Genomic DNA, 21,306 nt, shown 5'->3' with positions numbered 1-21,306 from the left:
CTGAGCCAGCCGCACCGTCGCGGGCCCCGGAGGACGTCGTGAGCGACACACAGACACTGATCGAGAACCGACCGCCGTCCGTGGCGGCCCTCTTCCTGGATCGCGTTGCGGCCACACCGGACGCCGAGGCCTACCGTTACCCGGTGCCCGCGGCCTCCGGTCAGGGCCCCGACGACTGGAAGTCGCTCAGCTGGGCGCAGGCCGCCGAGCGGGTCTACGCGATCGCGGCCGGTCTCATCGAACTCGGCATCCAGCCCGAGCAGCGCGTCGCCCTCGCGGCCGCCACCCGCGTCGAGTGGATCCTCGCCGACCTGGGCATCCTGTGCGCCGGCGCGGCCACCACGACCGTCTACCCGCAGACGAACGCCGAGGAGTCGGCGTTCATCCTCTCCGACTCCGGCAGCCGGGTGCTGATCGCGGAGGACGCGGCGCAGCTCGCCAAGGCCGTCGAGAAGCGCGCCGAGCTGCCCGAGCTCGTCCAGGTCGTCGTCATCGACCCGGCCGGCGTCGAGACGGACGACTGGGTCACCACCCTCGCCGAGCTGGAGCAGCGCGGCGCCAGGTACCTGGAGAAGCACCCCGAGCTGATCAAGGAGCGGGTCGGGGCCATCACCAAGGACCAGCTCGCCACCCTCATCTACACCTCCGGCACCACCGGCCGTCCCAAGGGCGTGCGGCTGCCGCAGGACAACTGGTCGTACATGGCGAAGGCGATCGCCGCGACCGGGCTGATCGGCGCCGACGACGTGCAGTACCTGTGGCTGCCGCTCGCCCATGTCTTCGGCAAGGTGCTGACCTCGGGACAGATCGAGGTCGGCCATGTCACGGCCGTCGACGGCCGCGTCGACAAGATCATCGAAAATCTTCCGGTCGTGCAGCCGACGTACATGGCCGCCGTTCCGCGCATTTTCGAGAAGGTCTACAACGGCGTCGCGGCGAAGGCCCGCGCGGGCGGCGGCGCCAAGTACAAGATCTTCCAGTGGGCGGCCGAGGTGGCCCGCGAGTACGCCAAGGTCACCCAGGACAACTTCCGCCGCACCGGTGCCGCGACCGCGCCCTTCGGGCTCGCCGCCAAGCACAAGGTCGCCGACGGCCTCGTCTACAGCAAGCTGCGGGAGGCCTTCGGCGGGCGGCTGCGGGCCTGTGTCTCCGGGTCCGCCGCGCTGGCCCCCGAGATCGGCTACTTCTTCGCCGGCGCCGGCGTGCACATCCTGGAGGGCTACGGCCTGACGGAGTCCTCCGCCGCGTCCTTCGTGAACCCCGGCGAGGCCTACCGCACCGGCACGGTCGGCAAGCCGCTGCCCGGCTGCGAGGTGCGGATCGCCGACGACGGCGAGATCCTGCTGCGCGGTCCCGGCATCATGCAGGGCTACCACGGGCTGCCGGAGAAGACCGCCGAGGTCCTGGAGTCCGACGGCTGGTTCCACACCGGTGACATCGGCGAGCTGTCCCCCGACGGCTATCTGCGGATCACCGACCGCAAGAAGGACCTGATCAAGACGTCCGGCGGCAAGTACATCGCGCCGGCCGAGGTCGAGGGACAGTTCAAGGCGGTCTGTCCGTACGTCTCCAACATCCTGGTGCACGGCGCCGACCGGAACTTCTGCACCGCCCTGATCGCCCTCGACGAGGTCGCGATCCTGGAGTGGGCCAAGGAGAACGGCCTGGACGGCAAGTCCTACGCCGACGTCGTGGCCGCGCCGGTGACCGTCGAACTGGTCGACGGCTATGTCAGGCAGCTCAACGAAGGCCTGCAGAAGTGGCAGACCATCAAGAAGTTCCGGCTGCTGCCGCGGGACCTCGACGTGGAGCACGGGGAGATCACGCCGAGCCTGAAGCTGAAGAGGCCGGTCGTGGAGCGGGAGTACAAGCACCTCATCGACGACATGTACGCGGGGACGCGCGAGGCGTAGGGAGCGGTGGCGGGGGACCGCCGGCGGCCGCGGACGTCTCGTGGCCCGTCGTGCGGTTTCCCCGCGTCCCGTCGGCGGAAATGTTCGGCGGGAAGAAATTCAGCAGGACTGTTCAGACCTGCTTAACAGTCGACGCAGTTTTCTGGTCTCTTCTCTCAGCGTCGCTACGTCGACAGGCTCTTCGGCCAGCCGGTCCTCCATCGCCGCGAGCCTTCTGCTCAGCTCGCCGAAGTCGGCCTGTTCCCGGCTGAGCAGCGCCTGCAACTGCTGGTTCTTGCGGTGCAGTTCCAGGAAGACGTTGACCTTCGCCCGCAGCACCCACGGATCGAACGGCTTGGTCAGGAAATCGGCGGCGCCCGTGGCGTAGCCGCGGAACGCGTAGCCCGCGTCCTCCTCCGCTCCCGTCAGGAAGATGATCGGGACGTCTCTCGTGTGGTCGAGGCGCTTGATGTTCGCGGCGGTCTCGAAGCCGTCCATGCCCGGCATCCGCACGTCGAGAAGGACCACGGCGAAGTGGCGGCGCAGCAGGGCCTTCATCGCCTCCTCGCCGGAACGCGCCCGCACTATCGGCTCGTTCAGTGAAGCGAGAACGGCCTCCAGGGCCGTCAGGTTGTCCTCCATGTCGTCGACCACGAGGATGCCCGCGCACTCGTCAGTGATCATTGCTCCGTCCGTTCCTCGTCGGCCGTGTCGTCGGTGCCCGGGCGCCGGGGCGGGTCCGGGAGCCTGCGGGCGGCGGTGGGCCGCCGCGGGCCCGTGCCGGAGGGGTTCGTGCTTCGCGTGTCGTGCGCCGGTGCCGCGGTGGGCATCGCGGTCCGTGATCCGGCCGAGGACCGGGCCGGTCCGGCCGGCGGTCGTCGCGATGAGTGCAGGGCGTGGTGCGGATGCTCGGAGTTGTTCCGGTTTCTGTCCGTCTTCGAGCACACGTGTAGCACTGTTCTCACTCATGGCGGCCCACTTCGGTAACTCGGTGCTTATGGGCGCAGTCAGTCTGTCACTCTGTCGGCATCGATCGGGATGTATTCGTCCGAACTGCCCGGGGAGCTGGACATGGGGGCCATACCCACGCAACGGGAGACCGCCTCCCGCGGCCGTGCGGCGCCTGCGCACGGTGAGGTACCCGCGCTCGACGGGGCGCCCGCACTCGTCGGCGCGCCCGCGCACGCGCCCGTCGACGCGCCCGCGTACGAGAGCCCGGGCCCGCGCGCGCAGGGGCGCGCGACCCTGCCCGGAGGCCCCCTCGCGCCCGGGTCCGCGCGGGCGCTGGTGCGCGCCTCGCTCACCGAGTGGAGCGATCTGGGGCTGCCCGCCCCGGCGCGGGTCGCTGAGGACGCCATGGTCGTCGTCAGCGAACTCGTCACCAACGCCGTCGTGCACGCGGGCACCGAGGTCGAGGTCGAGTGGTGGCTGGAGTGCTGTCCGGAGCACGAGGACGAGGCGGCGTTCGTCGTCGAGGTCACCGACCACCACCCCTCCCGTGCCCCGCGCGACCATCCGGGCGAGACGCCGTACGAGACACCGGAGTTCGGGCGTGGGCTGCGGCTGGTGGCCTCGCTCGCGGAGTCCTGGGGGGTGACCTACCGCACCGGTGCGAAGGCGGTGTGGGCGCGGCTGACCGGCCGGGGCGGCACGCTCCCCGACGAGCAGGAGCTGAAGGTCGCCGAGATCCTGGCGCCCGAACCCCATCGTGTCGAGCGGGACCGGGACTGGCTCAACCGGGGCGCGCTGTCGTTCCTGGCCGAGGCCTCCGACCTGCTGGCCGGGCAGCTCGACGAGAACCTGGTGGCCGCGCTCACCGGCCAGCTGATCGTGCCGCGGCTGGCCGACTGGTGCGCGGTGTGGCTGGAGGACGAGTCGACCGTGCGGGGCGGCGGCTGGAACGATCCGGCGGGCGCGGGCGGCCCGCGGCTGGCCCGGGTCTGGCACGGCAGCGAGAACCGCATCGAGCAGCTGCGCCGGGCCCTGGAGAAGGACCCGCCCTGCCCCGCCGGCGGGCTGCGGTCCGGGCCCGAGCCCTACCCCTGGCCCGGCGCGGCGCTCGGTCCGCGGGGCGCGCACGGTTCGGCGCTCGCCTACCGGCTGATCGCGGGCGGCCGTCCGCTCGGCACCCTCGTCATCGGCCGCTGCGGCCAGGACGGCTTCCCGGACGAGATCACCGGCCTGGTGGAGGACTTCGGCCGCCGGGTCGCCCTCGCCATCGGCGCGGCCCGCCAGTACGCCCGCCAGGCCACCATCAGCGCCGTCCTGCAGCGCGGGCTGCTGCCCGGCGCGGTCGCCGAGATCCCGGGCGTGCGCAGCGCGCTGGTCTACGAGCCGTGCGACAAGGGCGGCCCCAGCGGCGACTTCTACGACCTCTTCCCGGCCGGTGACGGCCGCTGGTGCTTCGCCGTCGGCGACGTCCAGGGCAAGGGCCCCGAGGCCGCCGTCGTCATCGGCCTGGCCCGGCCGTGGCTGCGGCTGCTGGCCCGCGAGGGCTACCGGGTCGCCGACGTCCTCGACCGCCTCAACCAGCTCCTCCTCGACGACGCCACGGAGGCCGCCGACGCCGCCGCACGCGCCCTGGTCGCCGCCGGCGGCCGGCCGATGCCGCCCGGCGACGGCCCGCAGACGCGTTTCCTCTCCCTCCTGTACGGCGAACTCGTCCCCCTGGGCCAGGGCGGCGTCCGCTGCACCCTCGCCTCCGCCGGACACCCGCTGCCGCTGGTCCTCGGCCCCGACGGCGAGGTCGGCACGGCCGCGCGGCCGCAGACCCTGCTCGGGGTCGTCGAGGACGAGACGTACACCAGCGAGACCATCGAGCTGGCGCCCGGCGACAGCCTGCTGTGCGTGACCGACGGGGTCACCGAGCGGCGCTGCGGCTCCCGTCAGTTCGACGACGGCGACGGGCTCGCGCGCGCCCTGTCCGGCTGCGCGGGGCTGAGCGCGGAGCTGATCGCCGAGCGGATCAGACGGCTCGTCCACGAGTTCGGGGGCGGGCAGCCGGAGGACGATCTGGCGCTGCTGGTGCTCCAGGCGGAGTGACCGCTGCCGCGGCGCGGGGTGACCGGGGCCGCGGGGGAAAACCCCGTGGGGCGAGTACGGGACAATGGAGGACATGCCTTCCGCACTTCCCGACGGTGAGCCCGTCCCCGACGACGGCGCGCTGCCCGCGTCCGCGCTGGCCGGCGCCGCCGACCGCCCCCTCGGGTTCTACCTGCACATCCCCTACTGCGCGACCCGCTGCGGCTACTGCGACTTCAACACGTACACGGCGACCGAGCTGCGCGGCACCGGCGGTGTCCTCGCCTCCCGCGACAACTACGCGGACACGCTGACCGACGAGATCAGGCTGGCCAGGAAGGTTCTCGGCGACGACGCGCGCGAGGTGCGCACGGTGTTCGTGGGCGGGGGCACGCCGACGCTGCTGGCCGCCGGTGATCTCGTACGGATGCTGGGCGCGATCCGCGACGAGTTCGGGCTGGCCGCCGACGCCGAGGTCACGACGGAGGCGAACCCGGAGTCCGTCGACCCCGCGTATCTGGCGACCCTGCGGGAGGGCGGCTTCAACCGGATCTCCTTCGGCATGCAGAGCGCGAGGCGGCACGTGCTGAGCGTCCTGGACCGCACGCACACCCCCGGCCGTCCCGAGGCGTGCGTCGCCGAGGCCCGCGCGGCCGGCTTCGAGCACGTCAACCTCGACCTGATCTACGGCACCCCGGGCGAGTCCGACGACGACTGGCGGGCCTCGCTGGAGACGGCGATCGGGGCGGGGCCGGACCACGTGTCGGCGTACGCGCTGATCGTCGAGGAGGGCACGCAGCTGGCCCGGCGGATCCGGCGGGGCGAGGTCCCGATGACCGACGACGACGTCCACGCCGACCGCTACCTGATCGCGGAGTCGGTGCTGACGGGGGCGGGGTTCGACTGGTACGAGGTGTCCAACTGGGCGACCTCGGAGTCCGCCCGCTGCCTGCACAACGAGCTGTACTGGCGGGGCGCGGACTGGTGGGGCGCCGGACCGGGGGCGCACTCGCACGTGGGCGGGGTGCGCTGGTGGAACGTCAAGCACCCGGGGGCGTACGCGGCGGCGCTGGCGTCCGGGCGGTCGCCGGGGGCCGGACGCGAGGTCCTGGCGGACGAGGACCGGCGTGTGGAGCGCATCCTGCTGGAGCTGCGGCTGCGGGAAGGGGTGCCGCTGGGGCTGCTGAAGGAGGAGGGGCTCGCGGCTTCGCGGCGGGCGCTGGAGGAGGGGCTGCTGGAGAGCGGCGCCTACGACGAGGGGCGGGCCGTGCTGACCCTGCGGGGGCGGCTGCTGGCGGACGCGGTGGTGCGGGACCTGGTGGACTGAAGGGTCACCCCCGCGGCAGCGGGGAGCGTGACCTGCCCGGCCGGGTGGACGGACCGATCGGCGGACCACCTCCGCGCGGACGGAGAGCGGTCCACCGGTCACACCGGCTTCCCGTTCCCTCTGCGACCACCTCCGCGCGGGCGCAGAGCGGTCCGCCGGTCCCGGAGAACCAATGGCTCGGTACCGGTCAGGGCACGGTCACATGGTCGATGAGACGCTCGACACATCCCAGCAACTCCGGCTCCAGGTCCTTGTAGGAGCCCACGCGCGCGAGGATCGCCTGCCAGACCGCGCCGGTGTTCTCCGAGGGCCAGCCAAGCGCCCGGCAGACGCCCGTCTTCCAGTCCTGGCCGTGCGGGACGCGGGGCCAGGCGTCGATGCCCAGGGCGGCGGGTTTCACGGCCTCCCAGATGTCGATGTACGGGTGGCCGACCACCAGGGCGTGCTCGTCCGTCACCGACTGCGCGATGCGCCATTCCTTGGTGCCCGGCACCAGGTGGTCCACCAGGACGCCCAGCCGCGCGTCCGGGCCGGGGGCGAACTCGGCGACGATCGACGGCAGGTCGTCGACGCCCTCCAGGTACTCCACCACGACGCCCTCGACCCGCAGGTCGTCGCCCCAGACCTTCTCGACCAGTTCCGCGTCGTGACGGCCCTCGACGTAGATGCGGCCCGCGCGGGCGACACGCGCGCGTGCGCCGGGCACGGCGACCGAACCGGAGGCGGTGCGGGCGGGACGCGCGGGCGCCGCCGTGGGGCGTACGAGGGTGACGGCGCGGCCCTCCAGGAGGAAGCCGCGCGGCTCCAGCGGGAAGACGCGGTGCTTGCCGAAGCGGTCCTCCAGGGTGACCGTGCCCGCCTCGCAGCGGATCACCGCGCCGCAGAAACCCGTCCCGGGCTCCTCCACCACCAGACCCGGTTCGGCGGCCACCTCCGGCACCGGCTTCGGCTTCTTCCACGGCGGGGTCAGGTCGGCGGAGTACTGGCGCATTCGGATGACGATAGGAGAAGCCCGCCCCGGGTCACCGCGACACGCCGAAACGAGCGGCCAGTGCGTCGCGCTGGGCCCGGACGAACGCGGCGTCCACCACCGCTCCGTGACCGGGCACGTACAGGGCGCGTTCGCCGCCCAGCGCCAGGAGCCGGTCCAGGGCCGCCGGCCACCGGGACGGCACGGCGTCGGGGCCGGCCTGCGGATCGCCGGACTCCTCCACCAGGTCCCCGCAGAAGACCACCTCGGGGTCGCCGGGGACGAGGACCGCGAGGTCGTGCGCGGTGTGGCCGGGGCCCACGTTGGCCAGCAGCACCTGGCGGCCGTCGCCGAGGCCGAGGGTCCACTCGCCGGAGACCAGGTGGCGCGGCAGGGGGAGGGCGTCGGCCGCCTCCGCCGCCTGCGAGGCGGGCAGGCCGTTGCGGACCGCGTCCAGGCGCAGCTCCTCGCGGTCGTGGGTGAACACCGCGTCCGTGCCCACCGCCGCGTACAGGTCCGTCCCGGCGAACGCGGCCGCGCCGAGGACGTGGTCGAAGTGCGGATGGGTCAGCGCGAGATGGGTCACACGCCGGTCGGCCAGCGCCTGCGCCTCCACCCGCAGCCGCGCGCCCTCCGCCAGGCTGGAACCGGCGTCCACCATCAGGGCCGTGTCCGGGCCGAGGACCAGCCCCGCAGTGCAGTCCCAGCCCGGCAGCCGGCACCGGCCGACGCCCTCGGCCACCCGCTCCCAGCCCAGCTCTTCCCAAGTCACCGTCATGCCGCGACGCTAGTCGTAGAACGTCACGGGTCCTGGCCGACCTTGCCCAGTCAGTACCCGACGGCCGTACACTGGGCCGGGGATGCTGGCACTCGAACTCGCAGAGTGCCAGACGAAAGACCCGAAGGACCCGAAAGGCCGCGGGGACGACTTTCTGGAGGTGTGGCGCCGGATGCTGAGTGAACGCAGGCTTCAGGTGCTGCGCGCCATCGTCCAGGACTACGTCGGCACCGAGGAACCGGTCGGGTCGAAGGCGCTGACCGAGCGCCACAACCTCGGCGTGTCCCCGGCGACCGTGCGCAACGACATGGCCGCCCTGGAGGACGAGGGGTACATCGCCCAGCCGCACACCAGCGCCGGGCGGATCCCGACCGACAAGGGCTACCGGCTGTTCGTCGACAAGCTCGCCGGCGTCAAGCCGATGAGCGCGCCCGAGCGGCGGGCGATCCAGAACTTCCTCGACGGCGCCGTCGATCTCGACGACGTCGTCGCGCGCACGGTCCGGCTGCTCGCGCAGCTGACGCGGCAGGTGGCGGTCGTGCAGTACCCGTCGCTGACGCGGTCCACCGTGCGACATGTGGAACTGCTGGCGCTCGCTCCGGCCCGGCTGATGCTGGTGCTGATCACCGACACCGGGCGGGTCGAGCAGCGGATGGTCGACTGCCCGGCGCCCTTCGGGGAGGCGTCCCTGGCGGATCTGCGGGCGCGGCTGAACAGCCGGGTCGCGGGGCGCCGCTTCTCGGACGTCCCCCGGCTGGTGGAGGATCTGCCGGAGGCCTTCGACGTCGAGGACCGCGGCACGGTCTCGGCGGTGCTCTCCACCCTGCTGGAGACGCTCGTCGAGGAGAACGAGGAGCGGCTGGTGATCGGCGGAACCGCCAATCTCACCCGCTTCGGACATGACTTTCCCCTCATGATCCGGCCCGTCCTGGAGGCGCTGGAGGAACATGTCGTCCTCCTCAAGCTCCTTGGCGAGGCCGGGGATTCGGGCATGACCGTACGCATCGGTCACGAGAACGCCTATGAGGGACTCAACTCCACGTCCGTGGTGTCGGTCGGCTACGGTTCGGGCGGCGAGGCACTCGCCAAACTCGGCGTGGTCGGACCGACCCGCATGGATTACCCGGGAACGATGGGAGCGGTACGAGCGGTGGCACGGTACGTCGGACAGATCCTGGCGGAGTCGTAAGTGGCCACGGACTACTACGCCGTTCTCGGCGTGCGCCGCGACGCGTCGCAGGAAGAGATCAAGAAGGCCTTCCGTCGGCTCGCTCGCGAGCTGCACCCGGACGTCAATCCGGACCCGAAGACCCAGGAGCGGTTCAAGGAGATCAACGCCGCTTACGAGGTGCTCTCCGACCCGCAGAAGAAGCAGGTCTACGACCTGGGCGGGGACCCGCTGTCGCAGAGCGGCGGCGGGGGCGCGGGCGGCTTCGGGGCCGGTGGCTTCGGGAACTTCTCGGACATCATGGACGCGTTCTTCGGTACGGCGTCGCAGCGCGGTCCGCGCTCGCGCACCCGCCGCGGCCAGGACGCCATGATCCGGATCGAGGTCGAGCTCGACGAGGCGGCCTTCGGCACGACCAAGGACATCCAGGTCGACACTGCCGTCGTCTGCAACACCTGCAACGGTGAGGGCGCGGCGCCGGGCACCTCCGCCCAGACCTGTGACATGTGCCGGGGCCGGGGTGAGGTCTCGCAGGTGACGCGGTCCTTCCTCGGGCAGGTCATGACCTCGCGGCCGTGTCCGCAGTGCCAGGGCTTCGGGACCGTCGTGCCGACGCCGTGCCCCGAGTGCGCGGGCGACGGGCGGGTGCGGTCGCGGCGGACGCTGACCGTGAAGATCCCGGCCGGTGTCGACAACGGCACGCGCATCCAGCTGGCCGGCGAGGGCGAGGTCGGGCCCGGCGGCGGTCCCGCCGGTGACCTGTACGTCGAGATCCACGAGCTGCCGCACTCCACGTTCCAGCGGCGCGGCGACGACCTGCACTGCACGGTGACGATCCCGATGACGGCGGCCTCCCTCGGCACGAAGGTGCCGCTGGAGACGCTGGACGGGATGGAGGAGGTCGACATCCGGCCGGGCACCCAGTCCGGGCAGTCGATCCCGCTGCACGGCCGCGGGATCACGCATCTGCGTGGCGGCGGCCGGGGCGACCTGATCGTCCACGTCGAGGTGCAGACGCCGACCAAGCTCGACCCCGAGCAGGAGCGGCTGCTGCGCGAGCTGGCCAAGCTGCGCGGCGAGGAGCGGCCCACGGGGCAGTTCCAGCCGGGCCAGCAGGGACTGTTCAGCCGCCTGAAGGACGCGTTCAACGGGCGCTGACGGCGCCGGGGCGGAGCCGGGCCGACTCCGCCCCTGGTGAGGCCGGAATTTCTGGCATGTGCCAAGGGGGCGGCCCGATTCGGACTTGTTCGAAGGACGTGACAACATGCCGTCATGTCCTCCGCGCTGACCGATCTCTTCCCTCTTCCGATCGTGCAGGCCCCCATGGCGGGCGGGGTCTCCGTGCCGCAGCTCGCCGCCGCCGTGTCCGGGGCGGGCGGGCTGGGGTTCCTGGCCGCCGGGTACAAGACCGCCGACGGGATGTACCAGGAGATCAAGCAGTTGCGGGGGCTGACCGGCCGCCCCTTCGGCGTGAACGTCTTCATGCCGCAGCCCGAGCACGCCGAGTCGGGGGCCGTGGAGGTCTACGCGCACCAGCTGGCCGGTGAGGCCGCCTGGTACGACACCGAGCTCGGTGACCCGGACAGCGGCCGGGACGACGGGTACGACGCCAAGCTGGCCGTCCTGCTCGACAACCCGGTGGCGGCCGTCTCCTTCCACTTCGGTGTGCCGGCCCGCGAGGTACTGGACTCGCTGCGCCGTGCCGGGACCCTCACCCTGGTCACCGCCACCACCGTCGAGGAGGCCCTGGCCGTGGAGCGGGCCGGGGCGGACGCGGTGATCGCGCAGGGCGTGGAGGCCGGCGGCCACCAGGGCACCCACCGGGACGTCCAGGAGAACGACGGGTCCGGGATCGGGCTGCTGTCGCTGATCGCCGGGATACGGGAGGCGGTGGACCTTCCCGTCGTCGCCGCCGGCGGCATCATGCGCGGCAGCCAGATCGCCGCCGTGCTCGCCGCGGGGGCGGGCGCGGCCCAGCTGGGCACCGCCTTCCTGGCCACCCCCGAGTCCGGCGCCGCCGACGTCCACAAGCAGGCGCTGACCAACCCGCTGTTCACCCGGACCGCGCTGACCCGGGCGTTCTCCGGGCGGCCCGCGCGCGGCCTGGTCAACCGCTTCATGCGCGAGCACGGCCCGTACGCGCCCGCCGCCTACCCGGAGGTCCACCACCTCACCTCGCCGCTGCGCAAGGCCGCCGCGAAGGCCGGGGACGCGCAGGGCATGGCCCTGTGGGCCGGGCAGGGGCACCGGATGGCCCGGGACCTGCCCGCCGCGCAGCTGGTGGAGACCCTCGCCGAGGAGCTCGCCGCGGCGTCGACGGCGTTGTCGACGAAGGGGGAGGGGGAGGACCGGTGACGGCCCCCGTCTTCGTCGTCGAGGACCTGCGCGCGGACGGCTCGGGGCAGTACGTCCTGGACGGGCCCGAGGGGCGGCACGCGGTCTCCGTGAAGCGGCTCAAGACCGGTGAGGAGGTCGTCCTCACCGACGGCGCCGGCCGCTGGGCGCTGTGCGACGTGATCGCCGCCGAGGGCAGGGACCGGCTGGTCGTGCGTCTGACGACGGTGAGCGAGGAGCCCCCGCCGGCGCCCCGGATCACCGTCGTCCAGGCGCTGCCCAAGGGCGACCGCGGCGAGGTCGCCGTGGAGACCATGACCGAGGTCGGCGTCGACGCCGTCGTGCCCTGGCAGGCCGCCCGCTGCATCACCCAGTGGAAGGGCGAGCGGGGCCTGAAGTCGCTCGCGAAGTGGCGGGCCACCGCCCGTGAGGCAGGCAAGCAGTCCCGCCGGGTGCGCTTCCCGGAGGTCGCGGACGCGGCGTCCACCAGGCAGGTCGCGGCGCTGCTCGCCCGGGCCGACCTCGCCGCCGTGCTGCACTCCGACTTCGCGCACGCCGGCCGGCCGCTGGCCACGGCCGAACTGCCCGCCGAGGGCGAGATCGTGCTGGTCGTCGGGCCCGAAGGGGGCGTCGCCCGGGACGAGTTGGCGCTCTTCGAGGAAGCCGGCGCGAAGGCGTACACGCTGGGCCCCACCGTGCTGCGCACCTCGACCGCCGGCACGGCGGCCGCGGCCCTCCTCCTCGGCCGCACCGGCCGCTGGTCCTGACCCCCACGACAGCCGCACACGACACCCGAACCGAAGCCGCACGACAGCCGCACGACACCCGGGGGAACGTACCGTGGAACTCGCCCAAGTCCGGCTCCTGGTCACCGACTTCGCCGCCTGCTACCGCTTCTACGCCGAGGTGCTCGGGCTGCGGCCGCAGTCGGGGGCGGCCCAGGGGCCGTACGAGAAGTTCAGCCCGCACGCCGGGTCCGCCGGGATCGCGCTCCAGGACCGGGCGATGATGGCCGAGGTGCTGGGCGAGCTGGGGGAGACGGCGACCGGGCACCGCTCCCTGGTGGTGCTGCGCGTCGACGACCTCGACGCCTACTGCGAGCGGATCACCGCGCGCGGCGCGGTCCTGGTGCACGGCCCGGCGCCGATGACCGCACGCATGCGCGTCGCCCACCTCAAGGACCCGGAGGGGAACCTGGTGGAGCTCCAGGAGTGGCTGCTGCTGCGCACCTGACGGCGGCCGCCGTCAGCGGCCGTCCGCCCTCCCGGGGGACACGGCCGAACACGTGAGTGACCGCACGCCCCCTACCGCCGCGGGCGGGACGGTGGCAGGCTGCCGGTCATGGGGGCTTCGATGCGCATCGGGCGCCGGCCGCGCGGCACCAGGGTGGCGGCCATGACGGGACTCGTCGTGCTGGGCGCCGCCGCGATGGTGGCCTGCCAGCCGGGCGACCTCAACTCCGCGACCGTCGCGTACACCACCGACCAGACCGCCACCGCCGAGCTGAAACGGCAGCACGTCGACGTCAGTTGGCTCACCTGCACCGGCTCCTACGGCTCCGCCGCCAAGGCCACGGGGACGCCGTCGCCGTCGCCGTCCGAGACGACCGTGGTCTCCGTCGACTGCAAGGGCAGGACCAAGGACGGCCGGGACATCACCGTCACCGGGAAGGTCACCAGGGCCGTCGGCGGGGCGTGCGTGCGCGGGAACCTGGTCGCGAAGGTCGGCGGCAAGGAGTGGTTCCACGTCAAGGGCCTCGGCAACTGCGACGCCACGCCCGGGCCGACGTACAGCACCTACCGGCCGCCGACGTACGGGCAGCAGCCGGGCCCCACCGTGACCGTCACGAGAACGATCTGGTGCGAGAGCGACCCCAAGTGTTCCCCCGTGCAGGGCAAGTGATCGAAATCGGGCGCCCCGGACGCGCCGCGTGCATAGGCTGAGCGGGTGACTCAGGGTGCAGCGACAGGACCGCGGTCCTACCTCCGATTTCCCCATGTCCACGGCGACCTGGTCGCCTTCACCGCCGAGGACGACGTGTGGCTCGCGCCCCTGGACGGCGGCCGGGCCTGGCGGGTCAGCGCCGACAACGTCCCGGTGACCCTGCCGCGGATCTCCCCCGACGGGACCACCGTCGCCTGGACCTCCACCCGCGACGGCGCCCCCGAGATCCATGTCGCGCCGGTCGACGGCGGCACCTCCACCCGGCTGACGTACTGGGGCAGTTCCCGCACCCAGGTGCGCGGCTGGACCGGCGACGGCCGGATCCTCGCCGTCAGCACCTACGGCCAGGCCGGCCTCCGGCGCAGCTGGGCCCGCACCGTCCCGCTCGACGGCGGCCCCTCCGAGGTCCTGCCCCACGGCCCGGTCGGCCATGTCGCCCACGGGCCCGCCACCGTGCTGCTGTCCGCGCCGATGGGCCGGGAGGCGGCCTGGTGGAAGCGGTACCGGGGCGGCACGGCGGGCAAGCTGTGGATCGACCGCGAGGGCGACGGCGAGTTCGTACGGCTCCACGAGGACCTCGACGGGAACCTGGAGTACCCGGTGTGGGCGGGCGACCGGATCGCCTTCCTCTCCGACCACGAGGGCACCGGCGCCCTGTACTCCTCCCTCGCCGACGGCTCCGACCTGCGCCGCCACACCCCGCTCGACGGTTTCTACGCCCGGCACGCCGCCGGTGACGGCACCCGGGTCGTCTACGCCTCGGCCGGCGGACTCTGGCTGCTGGACGACCTGGACGGCGCCGAACCGCGCCTGCTGGACGTCCGGCTCGGCGGGCCCCGGGTGGACCGGCAGCCGCGTCCGGTCAGCGCGGCCCGCTGGCTCGGGGAAGCCTCGCCCGACCACACCGCGCGCGGCAGCGCCGTCTGCGTCCGCGGCGGTGTGCACTGGGTGACCCACCGCTCCGGCCCGGCCCGCGCCCTCGCCGCCCGGCCGGGGGTCCGCGCCCGGCTGCCCGTCGCCTTCCGCGCCGACGGCGAGGAGTGGGTGGTGTGGGTCACCGACGCAGAGGGCGAGGACGCCCTGGAGTTCGCCCCCGCCACCGGCCTCGCGCCCGGCTCCACCCCGCGCCGGATCGCCGCCGGACAGCTCGGCCGGGTCCTGGAGCTCGCCGTCGCCCCCGACGGCGCCCGGGTCGCCGTCGCCGCCCACGACGGACGCCTGCTCCTCGTCGAACGCGAGAGCGGCGAGGTCCGCGAGGCCGACCGCAGCGAGGACGGCGAGGTCCGCGGACTGGCCTTCTCGCCCGACTCGGGCTGGCTCGCCTGGTCCCACCCCGGCCCCGGCTCCCTCGCCCAGCTCCGCGTCGCCCACACCACCGACCTCACGGTCACCGAGGCGACCCCGCTGCGCTTCAAGGACTACGACCCCGTCTTCACCCGCGACGGCAAGCACCTGGCGTTCCTCTCCACCCGCTCCTTCGACCCGGTCTACGACGAGCACGTCTTCGACCTGGCCTTCGTGGTCGGCGACCGCCCGCACCTGATCACCCTGGCCGCCGCCACGCCCTCCCCGTTCGGCCCGCAGCGCCACGGCCGCCCCTTCGAGACGCCCGACAAGGACGAGACCCCGGACGCCGAGGGCACCCCCGCGACCCGGATCGACCTGGAGGGCCTCGCCGACCGGATCGTGCCCTTCCCGGTCGAGGCCGGCCGCTACTCCGGGCTGCGCGCCGCCAAGGACGGCGTGCTCTGGCTCAGCCACCCGGTGCGCGGCGTCCTCGGGGTCTCCCGCGCCCACCCCGACGACTCCGGCCCCAAGACCGGCCTGGAGCGCTACGACCTCGTCCAGCGGCGCATCGAGTACCTCGCCTCCGACGCCGACCACTTCGAGGTCAGCGGCGACGGCAAGCGCGTCCTGCTGTGGACCGACGGCAAGCTCAAGGTCGTGCCCAGCGACCGCCGCGCGCCGGGCGACGAGGACAGCGACGCGAACATCACCGTCGACCTGTCCCGGGTCCGCCAGACCGTCGACCCGGCCGCCGAGTGGCGGCAGATGTTCGACGAGACCGGCCGCATCATGCGCGACCAGTTCTGGCGGCCCGACCTCGGCGGCGTCGACTGGAACGGCGTCCTGGACCGCTACCGTCCGCTCGTCGACCAGGTCGCCACCCACGACGACCTCGTCGACCTGCTCTGGGAGGTCCAGGGCGAACTCGGCACCTCGCACGCCTACGTCACCCCGAACGGCGGGTACGGTCGCGGCCCCCGCCAGGGCCTGCTCGGCGCCGACATCTCCCGGCACGCGGACGGCGCCTGGCGCGTCGACCGCGTGCTGCCCGCCGAGACCTCCGACCCCGGCGCCCGCTCCCCGCTCGCCGCGCCCGGCGTCGCGGTACGCCCCGGCGACGCGATCGTGGCCGTCGCCGGCCGCCCCGTCGACCCGGTGACCGGCCCCGGACCGCTCCTCGTCGGCACCGCGGGCAAGGCCGTCGAGCTGACCGTGTCCCCGGCCGGCGGCGGCGAACTGCGCCACCCCGTCGTCGTCCCGGTCGCCGACGAGGAACCCCTGCGCTACCACGCCTGGGTCGCCGACCGCCGGGCCCGTGTCCGCGAGGCCTCCGGCGGCCGCCTCGGCTACCTCCACGTCCCCGACATGCAGGCGCCCGGCTGGGCCCAGATCCACCGCGACCTCAGCGTGGAGATGGCCCACGAGGGCATCGTCGTGGACGTCCGCGAGAACCGCGGCGGCCACACCTCGCAGCTCGTCGTCGAGAAGCTCGCCCGGCGGATCGTCGGCTGGGACGTGCCGCGCGGCATGCGCCCCGTCAGCTACCCGGGGGACGCGCCCCGCGGGCCCGTGGTCGTCGTCGCCAACGAGTTCTCCGGCTCCGACGGCGACATCGTCAACGCGGCGGTCAAGGCGCTCGGCATCGGCCCGGTCGTCGGCACCCGCACCTGGGGCGGCGTGATCGGCATCGACAGCCGCTACCGCCTGGTCGACGGAACCCTGGTCACCCAGCCGAAGTACGCGTTCTGGCTGGAGGGTTACGGCTGGGGCGTGGAGAACCACGGCGTCGACCCGGACGTGGAGGTCGTCCAGACCCCGCAGGACTGGGGCGCGGGCCGCGACCCCCAGCTGGACGAGGCCGTCCGCCTCGCGCTGGAGGCACTGGAGACGGCTCCGGCGAAGACTCCGCCGACGCTGCCGGGCTGACGAGGGGCGCCGGGTCCCGCCCCGGGGCGCGGGGAACCGCGCGACCAGCGACATCGCACCCGCACCCGACGACGATACGATGCCCGGGAAACCGATCACCGGGTGAGGAGCGAGCATGCCAGGGGAACCCCAGGACGACTGCCTCTTCTGCAAGATCGTCGCAGGCCATGTGCCCGCGACGATCGTCCGGGAGACGGACACCACCGTCGCCTTCCGGGACATCAACCCCCAGGCGCCCACCCACGTCCTGGTGATCCCCAGGGTCCACTACCGGGACGCGGCCGAACTCGCCGCGGGCGAACCCGCCGTCGCCGCCGACCTGCTGCGCGAGGCGCGGGCCGTCGCCGACGAGGACAGGCTGGAGAGCTACCGCATCGTCTTCAACACCGGCAGCGGCGCCGGCCAGACCGTCTGGCACGCCCACGCCCACGTCCTGGGCGGCCGCGGTCTGACCTGGCCGCCCGGGTAACCGGTCGTGTCCGTACGCGAACTGGTGGTCCTCGGCACCGCCAGCCAGGTCCCCACCCGGCACCGCAACCACAACGGCTACCTGCTGCGCTGGGACGGCGAGGGCATCCTCTTCGACCCCGGCGAGGGCACCCAGCGGCAGATGCTGCGGGCCGGTGTCGCCGCCCACGACCTCCACCGGATCTGCGTCACCCACTTCCACGGCGACCACAGCCTCGGCCTCGCCGGGGTCGTCCAGCGCATCAACCTCGACCGGGTCCCGCACCCGGTCACCGCCCACTACCCCAAGTCCGGGCGGCACTTCTTCGAACGCCTGCGCTACGCCACCGCCTACCGCGAGACCGTCGGCGTCACCGAGGCCCCGGTCGACGCGGACGGCGACCTCGCCGCCACCCGGTCGTACACGCTCCAGGCGCATCGGCTGTCCCACCCCGTGGAGTCGTACGGCTACCGGCTCGTCGAGCCCGACGGCCGCCGCATGCTGCCCGAACGGCTCGCCGCGCTCGGCATCACGGGGCCCGACGTCGGCCGGATCCAGCGCGACGGCGTTCTCGGGGACGTCACCCTGGACCGGGTCAGCGAGGTGCGCCGGGGCCAGCGGTTCGCGTTCGTCATGGACACCCGGCTGTGCGAGGGCGTGCACGCCCTCGCCGAGGGCTGCGACATGCTCGTCATCGAGTCCACCTTCCTCGACCGGGACGCCGTGCTCGCCGAGGAGCACGGCCACCTCACCGCCGGGCAGGCGGCGGCCGTCGCCCGGGACGCGGGCGTACGGCACCTGGTGCTCACCCACTTCAGCCAGCGCTACCCGGAACCCGAGAACCCCGAGGAGTTCGAGCGGCAGGCGCGGGCCGCCGGATACGACGGGGAGCTGACCGTGGCGCGCGATCTGCTCCGGGTGCCTGTTCCGAAGCGCAGGTGAAACCGCCGTACCATGCTCTGATGCCCCTCCCCAAAGCTGAACTGCACCTCCATATCGAAGGCACCCTGGAGCCGGAGCTGGCGTTCCGGCTCGCCGGGCGCAACGGCGTCGAGCTGCCCTACGCGGACACGGACGCGCTGCGCGAGGCGTACCGGTTCGAGGACCTCCAGTCCTTCCTGAACCTGTACTACGAGCTGATGGCCGTGCTGCGCACCGAGCAGGACTTCGAGGACCTGGCCAACGCCTACCTCGCCCGCGCCGCCGCGCAGGGCGTCCGGCACGCCGAGATCTTCTTCGACCCGCAGGCGCACCTCGCCCGCGGTGTCGGCATGGGCACGGTCGTGGAGGGGCTGTGGCGGGCGCTCGGCGACAGCGTCCGCAACCACGGTGTCTCCACCCGCCTCATCATGTGCTTCCTGCGCGACGAGTCCGCCGAGTCGGCGATGGAGACGCTCCGGGCCGCCCGCCCCTACCTCGACCGGATCACCGGGGTCGGGCTGGACTCGGCCGAGGTCGGGCACCCGCCGGTCAAGTTCCGCGAGGTGTACGAGGCCGCCGCCGCGCTCGGGCTGCGGCGCGTCGCGCACGCCGGTGAGGAGGGGCCGCCGGCCTATATCACCGAGGCGCTGGACGTGCTCGGCGTGGAGCGCGTCGACCACGGGCTGCGCTGCATGGAGGACCCGGAGCTGGTCGCCCGGCTGGTGCGGGAGCGGATCCCGCTGACGCTCTGCCCGCTGTCCAACGTCCGCCTCCGGACGGTCGACGTCCTGGCCGATCACCCGCTTCCGGCCATGATCGAGGCCGGGCTGCTGTGCACGGTCAACTCCGACGACCCCGCCTACTTCGGCGGTTACGTCGCCGACAACTACCACGCGGTGCGCGATGTGCTGGGCCTGGACCGGGAGCGGATGCGGGAGCTGGCCCGCAACTCGTTCCTCGCGTCCTTCCTGGAGGACGACGAGGAACTGCGGGCCGGGTACCTCGCCGAGGTCGAGGCGTACGAGTTCGGCTAGGCCGCGATGTCCAGCCGTACCGGCTCGCCGGTGGGGGCCGGGCGGGCGGTGGCGACCGTGGTGGTCCGGCGGCGCAGCGCCACCGCGGTCAGCGGTACGGCGACGGCGAGCAGGCCGGCCGCCAGGACCGCCCCCATCGCCGGGAACCCGGCCCGCGCCGCCAGCAGGCTGCCGATCAGCGGGCCGGTGGCCGTGCCGAGCGAGGAGGCCGAGCCGACCAGCACCGCCCAGCGGCCGCGCGGGTCCAGCGCGGCGGCCAGGCCGATGACGTACGACAGGACGACCGGGTAGGCCACGTTCCAGGCGATCTCGCCGGTGGCGAAGGTCGTCAGGTCGGTGGCGGACGCGCTGAGCGCGATGCAGCCCGCGATCAGCACGGTGCCGAGGCCGATCGGCAGCGCCTGGCCCAGCCGGGGGCCGAGCGCGCCCGCGCCGATCACGCCGAGCAGACCGGCGCCGAGCGCGACCGCGAAGACCGCGCCGACGGTCGCCTCGCCCAGGTGCGCCTGCGTCATGCCGATCCGGCCGCTCACGCCCCACAGCGAGTTCTGCGCGGCGGACCAGCAGGGCATCGCGGCGGCCAGCAGCAGACCCGAGCGCAGATGCGGCAGCCGGGGCCGGCCGCCGCCGCCGGCCGCGGTGGCGGGGAGCGCGGGGGCGCCGCGGGGGGCCAGACGGGCGGTGAACGGCCAGGTCGCGACGGCGGTGAGCGCGATCGCGGCGAGGGGCTGCGCATGCCCCGGACCCAGGTGCGGGACCGTCAGATAGACGGCCCCGGCGAGGGCGGAGACCCCCAGCAGCCCCAGGGTGGTGACGCGGTGGGGGTCTCGCTGCGCGGCGATGCCGGTGGCGGCGACGGCGGTGGCCGCGCCGGAGCCGAAGCCGCCGACGACGGCGCCGGCGACGACCGCGGGGACGAAGCCGGTGAGCGCCGCGCCGCCGTAGCCGAGGAAGGCGAGGAGCAGGCCGGCGCGGGCGAGGGTGCGGGGGCCGACGCGGTCCACGCGGGACGCGAGCAGGAAGCCCGCCGACGCCGAACCCAGCAGCAGGGCGCTGCCGACGGCGCCCGCCTGGGTGGCGGAGAGGGGGAGCCCGGACTCCAGCCTGCCGACGGTGGTCGGCAGGAGGTACGGGGCGAGGTACCCGGCCGTGAAAAGGGCGACGAGGGGCCAGGGGGTGGTGCGGGGGGCGGACACGGGCGTTCCCAGGGCATGCGAAAGGAGCGGCTCAAGAAGGGGGTTGGGCGCAGGCCGTCGACGGACAGGAACGCGCGGGCAATTTGTATCAAGCGGGGGGAGGACGGAAGAAGGGGGAACGGTGTGATGTGGGTCATGTTCGGTTTCGGGTGCCAGGGGCCGGGTAGCAGCGCCGTGCGCGGTGGGGGAGCCGCGTGATCGCGGGCGAGTGCGGCCGGGCAGTGCCCGCGCCCCTTTCGGGGGCCGTCAGCGCCAGTTGACCGTGCCGCCCGGTGTCGCCGCCTCGATCCGGGTGCGGATCTCCCGCATCACGGTGACGATCCGGTCCTCGTGCTCCGGCGTCAGGCGTGCCACCGGCACCGAGCAGCTGATCGCGTCCTGGGCCGGGGTGTCGTAGCGCAGGGCGAAGCCGAAGCCGGTGATGCCGGTGACGCCCTCCTCGCGGTCGGTCGAGTAGCCGCGGGCGCGCACCTCGGCGAGGTCGGCGGTCAGCGCGTCCCGCGTGGTGCGGGTGCGGGGGGTGAGGGCCTCGTAGGGGCCGTCGGGGAGGCCGGTGTCGGGGCGTTCCGCGAGGAGCGCCTTGCCGAGGGCGCCCGCGTGGGCGGGCAGGCGGCGGCCCACCCTGCTGATCGTGCGCAGGTACTCGTGGGACTCGCGGGTCGCCAGGTAGGCCACGTCGCGGCCGTCGAGGCGGCCCAGGTGGATCGTCTCGCCCAGGGCCTGCGACGCCTCGTCCAGGTAGGGGCGGACGAGGCGGACGCGCGGGTCGGAGTCCAGGTAGCCGGTGCCGGTCAGCAGGGTGCGCAGGCCGACGCCGTAGAGGGAGCCGGTCGTGTCGGTGCGCACCCAGCCCCGGGTGATCAGCGTCTGGAGCAGGGCGTACATCGAGCTGCGCGGGACGCCGAGTTCGTCCGCCAGTTCCTGGAGGCGGGCCGGGCGGTCGCCGCGGGCCGCGAGGAGCTCCAGCAGCTCCACCGTGCGCGCCGCCGACTTCACCTCGCGGACGCCTGCTGTCTCGGACATGTGCCGATCGTAGAGGGGCCGGGGCGAGGGGCGCCGT

General features: G+C 73.7%; 18 protein-coding genes. 13 read left to right on the top strand and 5 right to left on the bottom strand.

Annotated elements, in window-relative coordinates; all coding sequences use genetic code 11:
* The first annotated feature begins 38 nt into the window (after positions 1-38).
* Positions 39-1,913, top strand: coding sequence for an AMP-dependent synthetase/ligase (locus tag ACZ619_RS32435; protein ID WP_469606541.1), 1,875 nt, complete (start codon positions 39-41; stop codon positions 1,911-1,913).
* Between the two features lie 99 nt (positions 1,914-2,012).
* Here ACZ619_RS32435 and ACZ619_RS32430 read toward each other — a convergent pair whose 3' ends face one another.
* A complete protein-coding gene (locus ACZ619_RS32430; RefSeq protein ID WP_469606538.1) occupies positions 2,013-2,576 on the bottom strand; it encodes a response regulator in 564 nt (187 codons plus the stop codon).
* Positions 2,577-2,963: 387 nt separating this feature from the next.
* On the opposite strand from ACZ619_RS32430, the gene ACZ619_RS32425 reads away from it, so the two are divergent.
* Together ACZ619_RS32425 and hemW are read left to right on the top strand one after the other, a co-directional pair.
* Positions 2,964-4,934 (top strand): SpoIIE family protein phosphatase, encoded by a 1,971-nt coding sequence (locus ACZ619_RS32425; protein WP_469606536.1) that lies wholly within the window; start codon positions 2,964-2,966, stop codon positions 4,932-4,934.
* A gap of 73 nt (positions 4,935-5,007) precedes the next feature.
* Positions 5,008-6,240, top strand: coding sequence for a radical SAM family heme chaperone HemW (gene hemW, locus ACZ619_RS32420; protein WP_469606534.1), 1,233 nt, complete (start codon positions 5,008-5,010; stop codon positions 6,238-6,240).
* Between the two features lie 187 nt (positions 6,241-6,427).
* Here hemW and ACZ619_RS32415 read toward each other — a convergent pair whose 3' ends face one another.
* Together ACZ619_RS32415 and ACZ619_RS32410 are read right to left on the bottom strand one after the other, a co-directional pair.
* Positions 6,428-7,231 carry a DUF3097 domain-containing protein gene (locus ACZ619_RS32415; protein ID WP_469606532.1) on the bottom strand — a complete coding sequence of 268 codons (804 nt, stop codon included), beginning with the start codon at positions 7,229-7,231 and terminating at the stop codon, positions 6,428-6,430.
* 31 nt (positions 7,232-7,262) lie between these two features.
* A complete protein-coding gene (locus ACZ619_RS32410) occupies positions 7,263-7,988 on the bottom strand; it encodes an MBL fold metallo-hydrolase (RefSeq protein ID WP_469606530.1) in 726 nt (241 codons plus the stop codon).
* Positions 7,989-8,160: 172 nt separating this feature from the next.
* Here ACZ619_RS32410 and hrcA point away from each other — a divergent pair, with 172 nt between their 5' ends.
* The 10 genes from hrcA (at position 8,161) to ACZ619_RS32360 (ending at position 19,050) form a co-directional block, all read left to right on the top strand.
* Entirely contained in the window at positions 8,161-9,177 is a 1,017-nt protein-coding gene (gene hrcA, locus ACZ619_RS32405; protein ID WP_469606528.1) for a heat-inducible transcriptional repressor HrcA, read from the top strand.
* Complete coding sequence (dnaJ, locus tag ACZ619_RS32400; RefSeq protein ID WP_469606525.1) at positions 9,178-10,314, top strand: molecular chaperone DnaJ; 1,137 nt, start codon at positions 9,178-9,180, stop codon at positions 10,312-10,314.
* A gap of 114 nt (positions 10,315-10,428) precedes the next feature.
* On the top strand, positions 10,429-11,511 hold the full coding sequence (locus ACZ619_RS32395) for a nitronate monooxygenase (protein WP_469606524.1): 1,083 nt from the start codon (positions 10,429-10,431) through the stop codon (positions 11,509-11,511).
* Positions 11,508-12,257: a 16S rRNA (uracil(1498)-N(3))-methyltransferase gene (locus tag ACZ619_RS32390; RefSeq protein ID WP_469606521.1), complete on the top strand. Its 750-nt coding sequence runs from the start codon at positions 11,508-11,510 to the stop codon at positions 12,255-12,257. Before ACZ619_RS32395 ends, ACZ619_RS32390 begins: the two co-directional genes overlap by 4 nt.
* Positions 12,258-12,330: 73 nt before the next feature.
* Positions 12,331-12,723 carry a VOC family protein gene (locus ACZ619_RS32385; protein WP_469606518.1) on the top strand — a complete coding sequence of 131 codons (393 nt, stop codon included), beginning with the start codon at positions 12,331-12,333 and terminating at the stop codon, positions 12,721-12,723.
* Positions 12,724-12,885: 162 nt separating this feature from the next.
* Positions 12,886-13,392: a hypothetical protein gene (locus tag ACZ619_RS32380; protein ID WP_469606515.1), complete on the top strand. Its 507-nt coding sequence runs from the start codon at positions 12,886-12,888 to the stop codon at positions 13,390-13,392.
* A 45-nt stretch (positions 13,393-13,437) separates the two neighbouring features.
* Positions 13,438-16,647 carry a S41 family peptidase gene (locus tag ACZ619_RS32375; RefSeq protein ID WP_469606512.1) on the top strand — a complete coding sequence of 1,070 codons (3,210 nt, stop codon included), beginning with the start codon at positions 13,438-13,440 and terminating at the stop codon, positions 16,645-16,647.
* Between the two features lie 115 nt (positions 16,648-16,762).
* A complete protein-coding gene (locus ACZ619_RS32370) occupies positions 16,763-17,116 on the top strand; it encodes a histidine triad nucleotide-binding protein (protein ID WP_469606510.1) in 354 nt (117 codons plus the stop codon).
* 6 nt (positions 17,117-17,122) lie between these two features.
* Complete coding sequence (locus ACZ619_RS32365) at positions 17,123-18,037, top strand: ribonuclease Z (RefSeq protein WP_469606508.1); 915 nt, start codon at positions 17,123-17,125, stop codon at positions 18,035-18,037.
* A 20-nt stretch (positions 18,038-18,057) separates the two neighbouring features.
* The gene (locus ACZ619_RS32360; protein WP_469606505.1) at positions 18,058-19,050 is read left to right on the top strand and encodes an adenosine deaminase; all 993 of its coding nucleotides are present in this window, start codon (positions 18,058-18,060) and stop codon (positions 19,048-19,050) included.
* Here ACZ619_RS32360 and ACZ619_RS32355 read toward each other — a convergent pair.
* Together ACZ619_RS32355 and ACZ619_RS32350 are read right to left on the bottom strand one after the other, a co-directional pair.
* Positions 19,047-20,246, bottom strand: a complete 1,200-nt coding sequence (locus ACZ619_RS32355; protein WP_469606502.1) for an MFS transporter — start codon at positions 20,244-20,246, stop codon at positions 19,047-19,049. The genes ACZ619_RS32360 and ACZ619_RS32355 overlap by 4 nt on opposite strands.
* A 246-nt stretch (positions 20,247-20,492) precedes the next feature.
* Positions 20,493-21,269 (bottom strand): IclR family transcriptional regulator, encoded by a 777-nt coding sequence (locus ACZ619_RS32350; protein WP_469606500.1) that lies wholly within the window; start codon positions 21,267-21,269, stop codon positions 20,493-20,495.
* Positions 21,270-21,306 lie beyond the last annotated feature (37 nt).

The sequence above is a fragment of the Streptomyces sp. NPDC104367 genome (assembly GCF_055583825.1).
Note: the sequence above shows the minus strand (reverse complement) of the source record. Positions and strands in the feature narration are given on the sequence as shown.